Here is a 6,928-nt window from a genome sequence, read left to right as displayed (position 1 = left end):
AATTTTACGGCTGGCTGCACGGCGCGGTCACACTTCATCACATGGAGGACTTCCAAGCGGTGGAGACAGCGGCAGAGGAGTACCGCGAGTGGCGGCGTGAAACGGGAACGATGCCGCCCGATTGGGTTCTCAACGGCGGTGAGCCTCCAAGCCCTCCTCGCCTAAGCTCGGGTACTCGCTCGCACAAGAGTCGCGACGCCAAGTTGAAGCGCAAACGCAAACAGCGGAAGCGGCGCTGACCGAGTACTCCCGCATCTCACGGCCTTTTCACGGCCCTAGGAGAGTTGGAAAGCGAATTTGGCCAGGACATTCGGCCGCTGACCTGCGGAAATGCGGTGCCCCCAGTCGGACTCGAACCGACACTGTGCGGATTTTAAGTCCGCTGCCTCTGCCAATTGGGCTATAGGGGCTGAGCTTTGGGCTCAGTTCTTGATCGACAGCGCGATGCCGTCGAGGATATCGTGCTCGCTGACCACCAAAGTACTGACTACGCCTCGGCTTTCGAACTCTTCGGCGAGGACGCTGCAGATGATGGATCCGCCGCCGATGACGTCGACCCGTCCAGGATGCATGGGGCCCAGCGCTGCTCGCTCTTCCCGTGTCATTCCAATCAGCCGGTCGCACACCTCGAACAGGTCGGAGAACGACACCCGCGTCAAGTGAACCTTGTCGGCGTCGTATTCCTGCAGCCCGGATGCGATGGCGGCGATGGTCGTCATCGTGCCCGCGACGCCGACCCAGCTGGACGCGTCGCCGATCGGTACATCCTCGAAAGCCTCGTGCAGCTTCTCGCGGGCGTACGCACGAGCAGCGGCGATTTCCTCGGCGGTGGGCGGGTCGCTGTGCAAGAAACGCTCGGTCAGCCGAACGCAACCGATATCGGCGGAGAATGCCGCGCGAACGCCTTTGTTGTCACCCAGCACCAGCTCCGTCGAACCCCCGCCGAGATCGACCACCACGAAAGGCGCACCAGCGGAATCAAGTTCGCCTACTGCACCGGCGAACGACAATCGGGCTTCCTCGTCACCTGTGATGACCTCGGCGACCGAGCCGGCCACGATCGGATCCAGGATCTGGCGAGTCATGTCGAAGAAGTCGTCACGGTTCGACGCATCACGCGTCGCAGATGTGGCGACCATTCGTATCGCCGACGCACCCGCCTCACGGACGATCCCGGCATACTCCTCGAGCGCGACACGTGTGCGTTCGAGCGCCTCGGGCACGAACGCACCGGTCGCGTCGACGCCTTGACCGAGCCGCACGACGCGCATCTCGCGGGCCACATCCGTCAGGACGCCGTCCTTGATGTCGGCAACCAGAAGCCTGATCGAATTGGTACCGCAGTCGATGGCAGCGACCCGAGTCATGTTGTCTCTCCACGTAGTTCGGCGATAGTGGGCCAATCGGCCGGAATTGCCCTGCCGCGCAGACCGTTGTCGGCAGCGAGAGCGACGGATTCGTCACCCAGGGGGTTGAGGCCGGGGCCCTTGGCGAGGGCATGAGCGATGAGGACGTGCAGGCACTTGACGCGATCCGGCATGCCGCCACCGGTGAAATCGGTTCCCAGCGACTCGATTTCGTTGCGTTCGGCAAGGTACGACTCGTGGGCGCGCCGATATCCCGCAGCCAACTCCTCGTCCTCCGTCAACCGCTGCGTCATCTCACGCATGACGCCTGCGGATTCCTGCCGACTTGCCTCCGCGGTGAGTCGCGGATCCGTCAAGTAGAACAGCGTCGGGAACGGCGTCCCGTCCGAAAGCTTCGGTGAGGTTTTCACAACCCCGGGCCGACCGTCCGGCGACCGGTACGCGATCTCGAGGACTCCCCGGGGTTCACGTCCCAACTGCTCCGCCACCGCATCGAGGTCTTGTTGCGAAACTGGCGAGCTCACCCGACCGGTCCTCCTTCTATTGCTGGCGCAGGCGCCGGAACAACCGCGGGCGGCGGTGCCACCTCGCGTTCCGCACTCTCCTGCGGTTGAACTGCTGTCTCCCAGAGGTCCCGATACCAGGGCCCCTCCGCTTTCTTCGCTGCTTCCACTTCTTCTTCGGTGGGGCCCTCGTCGCCGGGCAGTTGCACGGTGTAGGGCGTCTCCCCCGGCATGACCCAGCGCAGCCGAGTACGTGCTTCGGCTGCGATTCGGGTCGGGTCGTTGAGCTGAGTCTTTTCCAACTCCAGCGCCGCGACTTGCTCCTCGAGCGTCCCGCGCTCGACGAGTACCTGCTCGAGTTCAGCCCGCTGAGTGAAATACGTCCGCAACGGAACGGCCAGCGTCAGGGCCAACGCGCACACGACGACGGCAAGGATGACCGCACGGGCCGTCGACAAGCCGAAAAAGGTACGGTCGCCGCCGCCTGCCGAGGCGCGGACCTCGACGCGTCGAGGAGCGGCCTTGCCTCCGACGACAGCGTCCCGAGCCTGTTCCGACGGCTCCGGCGCCGGCTGACCGGTGCCGCGTCCACTTCCCGACGCGGCACCCGTCGGCCGATCACGCGAGGATGCCGAGCGGCCACGAGGCCGGGGATCACGTCCGTTCGGACTGGTCCCCGGTCTTCCCCGTCGTGCCGCCATCGATCCACCTCAGTAAACAGTTACGCGCGAACTCATCCCTCGTAATTGAACCGGGGGAAAGCCAGCTCGCCGGCGTAACGCGCCGCGTCACCGAGAGCTTCTTCGATTCTCAGCAACTGGTTGTACTTGGCAACGCGCTCGCTTCGAGCCGGGGCACCGGTCTTGATCTGGCCGCTGCCGACGGCAACCGCCAGGTCAGCGATGGTGGTGTCCTCGGTCTCGCCGCTGCGGTGGCTCATCATCGTCTTGTAACCGTTGCGGTGCGCGAGGTCGACGGCGTCGAGGGTCTCGGTGAGCGTGCCGATCTGGTTGACCTTGACGAGCAGTGCGTTGGCGGCGCCCTTGACGATGCCGTCCTCGAGACGCTCGGGGTTGGTGACGAACAGGTCGTCGCCGACGAGCTGCACCTTGTCGCCGATGGCCTCGGTGAGCGCAACCCAGCCGTCCCAGTCGTTCTCGTCGAGCGGATCCTCGATGGACACGAGCGGGTACTGGTCGACGAGCTGGCCGTAGAACGCCGACATCTCTTCGGCGGACTTGGTGGCCCGCTCGAACGCATAGCCGGTGCCCGCGGTGTAGAACTCGGTGGCTGCCACGTCGAGAGCCAACGCGACGTCGCGACCGGGCTTCAGACCCGTCTTGCCGATGGCTTCGAGAATGAGATCGAGAGCAGCCGTGGTGCCCGCGAGATCGGGAGCGAAGCCACCCTCGTCGCCGAGACCGGTCGAAAGGCCCTTGGCCTTGAGAACCGACTTGAGCGAGTGGTAGACCTCGGCGCCCCAGCGCAGGGACTCCTTGAACGTGGGCGCACCGATGGGCGCGATCATGAATTCCTGCACGTCGACGCCGCTGTCCGCGTGTGCGCCGCCGTTGATGATGTTCATCATCGGTACCGGCAGAATGTGCGCGTTGGGTCCGCCGAGGTAGCGGAACAGCTCGAGGCCGGCCGACTCGGCGGCTGCCTTCGCCACGGCCAGCGAAACACCGAGCAGGGAGTTCGCGCCGAGGCGGGACTTGCTGGGGGTGCCGTCGAGGTCGAGCAGAGCTTGGTCGACTGCACGCTGTTCGATGGCGTCGAGGCCGATGACGGCCGGGGCGATCTCGTCGAGTACGGCGTTGACTGCCTTCTCGACGCCCTTGCCGCCGTAGCGATCGCCGCCGTCGCGGAGTTCGACGGCCTCGTGCTCACCGGTGGATGCGCCGGAGGGAACCGCTGCACGCGTCAGGGTTCCGTCGTCCAACGCAACCTCGACCTCGACCGTGGGGTTGCCACGGGAGTCGAGGATCTCGCGAGCGCCGACCTGCTCAATGATGGCCACGAATGCTTCTCCTTGTAACGGGGACGTGCGGACAAGTGCCGGGTGTCAGACTAGCCGCTCCACCGATCGTCGGCGCATATGTACCAGGCCTCAGGCGCTGGCTCCGACAGAGTAGGCAGCAGCGGCGTCGCGGACATTTCGCAGATATTCACCGGACTGGTTGTAGGCCATGAGGGCTCGCTCCCAACCCTCCGCAGTGATCAGGTCGCCGCCTCTCGCGCAGAGATACCGGGCGGCAGTCAATGCGGCATCGTCGAGATTGTCGGGATTGGGCGAGCCGTCGCCATTGGCGTCGACACCCCATTTCCGCCAGGTCTCCGGGATGAACTGCATCGGACCCATCGCGCGGTCGTACACCGGGTCGCCGTCGAGCACGCCGCCGTCGGTATCCGGTATCTCTGCGATTCCAGGCCCGCCGTCGAGCGGAATACCGCGGATCAGGGGCGTGACCGCGCCGTCGGGCGCAACCGTCGAACCCTGGTACGTGCCGTGCCTACTTTCGATGTATCCGATGCCGGCCAACGTCGTCCATGCGATCCCACATCCGGGCGACGTGTCGGCCATGATGGCCGCTGCGTGGGCATAGGCGGCGAGGGCAGGCGCGGAGATGTTCACGGCACTCGATTGCGGTTCGGCCCAGGCGAGCAAAAGATCGGCGGTGCGTCCGGGCGCGTTGAAGTCGATTTCGGGAACCGGGGTGCCAGCCCCGGGCGGAATGCCCTCGGGAATGCTCCGCGGCGGCTCCGAAGACCCGCAGGCTGCGACCGTCGCGCCGACCAGGAGAACAGCCAACACGGACAGCAGCTGCGTCCGTCGGGTGACCCTGGGGGATGGTAACGGCCGCTTCTTCACTCCCCCATCCTGCACATCGAAAGTAATAAGAACCTAAAGCGATGCGTTGGTGCAGGTCAAATGGGTTTTGGGTTCCTGCGCAGGGTGTATGTTGCTTCAAACGACATAGGTACGCCTACCCTTGTCTCTCGCAATCCAGGAGCAACCCACGTGTCCGTACTCGCTGCCGCATCGGCTCCCTCGATCGCGACGCAAATGTTGGGCAGCGCCCTCATCGGACTGCGCGAAGGTCTCGAGACCGGCATCGTCGTCATGATCCTCGTGGCGTTCCTCGTCAAGGCCGATCGCCGCGACGCCCTGCGTTGGGTCTGGCTCGGTGTCGGCAGCGCAATCGTCATGGTCGCGCTCATCTTCTTCGTCATCCACTACGGCACGTCGACGGTAACGGGGCTCACCGCCGAGATCATTGCCGGGTTGGCGTCGCTCGTCGCCGTGGCGATCGTCACGGCGATGGTGCTGTGGATGCGCACCGCAGCCAAGGACATGTCGGGCGAACTGCGCGCGAACATGGAACGCGCACTCACCGTCGGACCCCTCGCCGTATTGACGCTCTCGTTCCTCGCCGTCGGGCGCGAAGGCGTCGAAACAGCCCTTCTCATGGTCGGATACGCGGAGAACACCAACGGCAGCTCGTGGCCGCTACTTGGTCTGCTGCTAGGCATCGTCGTCGCCGCCGTGTTGACCGTCTTCCTCTACTTCGGCGCCATTCGCATCAACTTCGCCGTGTTCTTCAAGTACACCGGCATCTTCCTCATCGTCGTCGCCGCGGGCATCCTCGCGTACGGCATCCGTGCACTGCAGATCGGCGGGTTGATCCCCGGCGGAAGCTCGGTCGCATTCGACATCACCGCCCACTTCGACGCATCGAGCTGGTACGGAACCGTGCTCGCGGGCATCTTCAACTTCCGCCCCGAGCCGACCGTCCTGCAGGTCGTCGGCTGGCTGCTCTACATCGTCGTGGTCCTCTACCTCTTCCTCCGCCCGGTTCGCGTTCGCGAACCCGCCCTCACCTCCTGAAAGGCGTTATCTACGATGCGTCGCACCACATTCGCTCTCGCTGCCGTGGCGGTACTCCCGCTCGCGCTCGCGGGCTGCACCGAGAAATCCTCGTCCGAAGCAGGCGACGCAGACATCGCCGTCACCGCGAGCGACACAACCTGCGACGTCGCCTCGACGGAGGGCTCCACCGGCAACTCGACGTTCCAGGTCACCAACAACGGCAGCAAGGTCACCGAGTTCTACGTCTACGGTGACGGCGACCGCGTCATGGGAGAGATCGAGAACATCGGACCCGGCCTAACGCGTCAGCTCATCGTCGCGTTGCCCGACCCCGGCACCTACCAAACCGCCTGCAAGGCAGGGATGGTCGGCGACGGCGTTCGCGCGGACTTCGTCGTCAGCGGCGATTCGATGCGTCAAGCTGACGAGAACGGCCTGCTCGACGAGGCTGCGTCGGGTTACAAGCGCTACGTCGTCAGTCAGGTCGACGCCCTGCAGGAGACCACCGCAACGTTCGTCGCCGCCGTCAAGTCCGGCGATATCGAAACGGCCAAAACACAGTTTCCCATCACCCGCAGCTACTACGAGCGCATCGAACCCGTCGCCGAGAGCTTCCCCGACGACCTTGACCCACGCATCGATCTGCGTGAACCCGATGTCGAGCCAGGCGCCGAATGGACCGGCTTCCACCGCATCGAGAAAGATCTGTGGACGCAGGGCCTCCAGCCCGACACCGACGCGATGGCCGATCAGCTGCAGGCCGACATCGCCGAACTGGCCGACAAGGTGAAGGCCGACGACTTCACCGTGGACCCGATCCAAGTTGCCGGTGGCGCACAGGGATTGCTCGACGAGGTGGCCAAGACCAAGATCAGCGGTGAAGAGGACTTCTTCTCGCATACCGACCTGTGGGACTTCCAGGCCAACGTCGACGGCTCGCAGGCAGCGGTTGCCGCGGTGCGACCGATCATCGACCAGAACAACGCCGAACTGGGCACGACGATCGACGCACGGTTCGCCGAACTCGACGCCGAACTGGCGAAGTACCGCAACGGCGACGGATATGTCTTCTACGACACCGTCACCGAACCGCAGCGGCAGGAACTGTCCAACAAGATCGACGCACTGTCCGCCGAAGTGAGCCAGGTGCAGGGTGTCGTTGCAGGACAATAACTCCAAGCCGGACT

8 protein-coding genes and 1 tRNA gene are annotated in these 6,928 nt (G+C 64.7%); 3 read left to right on the top strand and 6 right to left on the bottom strand.

Annotated features, from left to right (window positions below; genetic code table 11):
* Nucleotides 1-239: hypothetical protein (locus WBQ44_RS08990; protein WP_495566358.1), on the top strand; the 239-nt coding region annotated here is incomplete at its 5' end.
* Nucleotides 240-336: 97 nt separating this feature from the next.
* On the opposite strand, the gene WBQ44_RS08985 is transcribed toward WBQ44_RS08990, so the two are convergent.
* From WBQ44_RS08985 to WBQ44_RS08960, 6 genes are all read right to left on the bottom strand, one after another.
* Nucleotides 337-410, bottom strand: a tRNA-Leu gene (locus WBQ44_RS08985).
* A gap of 12 nt (nt 411-422) precedes the next feature.
* The gene (locus tag WBQ44_RS08980) at nt 423-1,367 is read right to left on the bottom strand and encodes a Ppx/GppA phosphatase family protein (protein ID WP_495566357.1); all 945 of its coding nucleotides are present in this window, start codon (nt 1,365-1,367) and stop codon (nt 423-425) included.
* A complete protein-coding gene (locus WBQ44_RS08975) occupies nt 1,364-1,891 on the bottom strand; it encodes a DUF501 domain-containing protein (protein WP_495566356.1) in 528 nt (175 codons plus the stop codon). The genes WBQ44_RS08980 and WBQ44_RS08975 overlap by 4 nt, the downstream gene beginning before the upstream one ends.
* Nucleotides 1,888-2,571 carry an FtsB family cell division protein gene (locus WBQ44_RS08970; RefSeq protein WP_495566355.1) on the bottom strand — a complete coding sequence of 228 codons (684 nt, stop codon included), beginning with the start codon at nt 2,569-2,571 and terminating at the stop codon, nt 1,888-1,890. The genes WBQ44_RS08975 and WBQ44_RS08970 overlap by 4 nt, the downstream gene beginning before the upstream one ends.
* A 32-nt stretch (nt 2,572-2,603) precedes the next feature.
* Nucleotides 2,604-3,890, bottom strand: a complete 1,287-nt coding sequence (gene eno / locus WBQ44_RS08965) for a phosphopyruvate hydratase (protein ID WP_495566354.1) — start codon at nt 3,888-3,890, stop codon at nt 2,604-2,606.
* A gap of 90 nt (nt 3,891-3,980) precedes the next feature.
* Nucleotides 3,981-4,685 carry a lytic transglycosylase domain-containing protein gene (locus WBQ44_RS08960; protein WP_495566353.1) on the bottom strand — a complete coding sequence of 235 codons (705 nt, stop codon included), beginning with the start codon at nt 4,683-4,685 and terminating at the stop codon, nt 3,981-3,983.
* A 207-nt stretch (nt 4,686-4,892) separates the two neighbouring features.
* On the opposite strand from WBQ44_RS08960, the gene efeU reads away from it, so the two are divergent.
* Nucleotides 4,893-5,759: an iron uptake transporter permease EfeU gene (gene efeU, locus WBQ44_RS08955; protein WP_495566352.1), complete on the top strand. Its 867-nt coding sequence runs from the start codon at nt 4,893-4,895 to the stop codon at nt 5,757-5,759.
* A gap of 15 nt (nt 5,760-5,774) precedes the next feature.
* Entirely contained in the window at nt 5,775-6,914 is a 1,140-nt protein-coding gene (gene efeO, locus WBQ44_RS08950; RefSeq protein WP_495566351.1) for an iron uptake system protein EfeO, read from the top strand.
* The last annotated feature ends 14 nt before the right edge of the window (nt 6,915-6,928 follow it).

It is taken from the genome of Rhodococcus sp. (in: high G+C Gram-positive bacteria) (assembly GCF_049591685.1).
Taxonomy (GTDB): domain Bacteria; phylum Actinomycetota; class Actinomycetes; order Mycobacteriales; family Mycobacteriaceae; genus Rhodococcoides.
This window is presented reverse-complemented; position numbering and strand designations above follow the sequence as displayed.

Bases quoted from the DNA above. Each gene is read 5' to 3' on its own strand.
- WBQ44_RS08980 (WP_495566357.1), bottom strand. From the start codon at position 1,367: ATGACTCGGGTCGCTGCCATCGACTGCGGTACCAATTCGATCAGGCTT.
- WBQ44_RS08970 (WP_495566355.1), bottom strand. From the start codon at position 2,571: ATGGCGGCACGACGGGGAAGACCGGGGACCAGTCCGAACGGACGTGAT.
- efeO (WP_495566351.1), top strand. From the start codon at position 5,775: ATGCGTCGCACCACATTCGCTCTCGCTGCCGTGGCGGTACTCCCGCTC.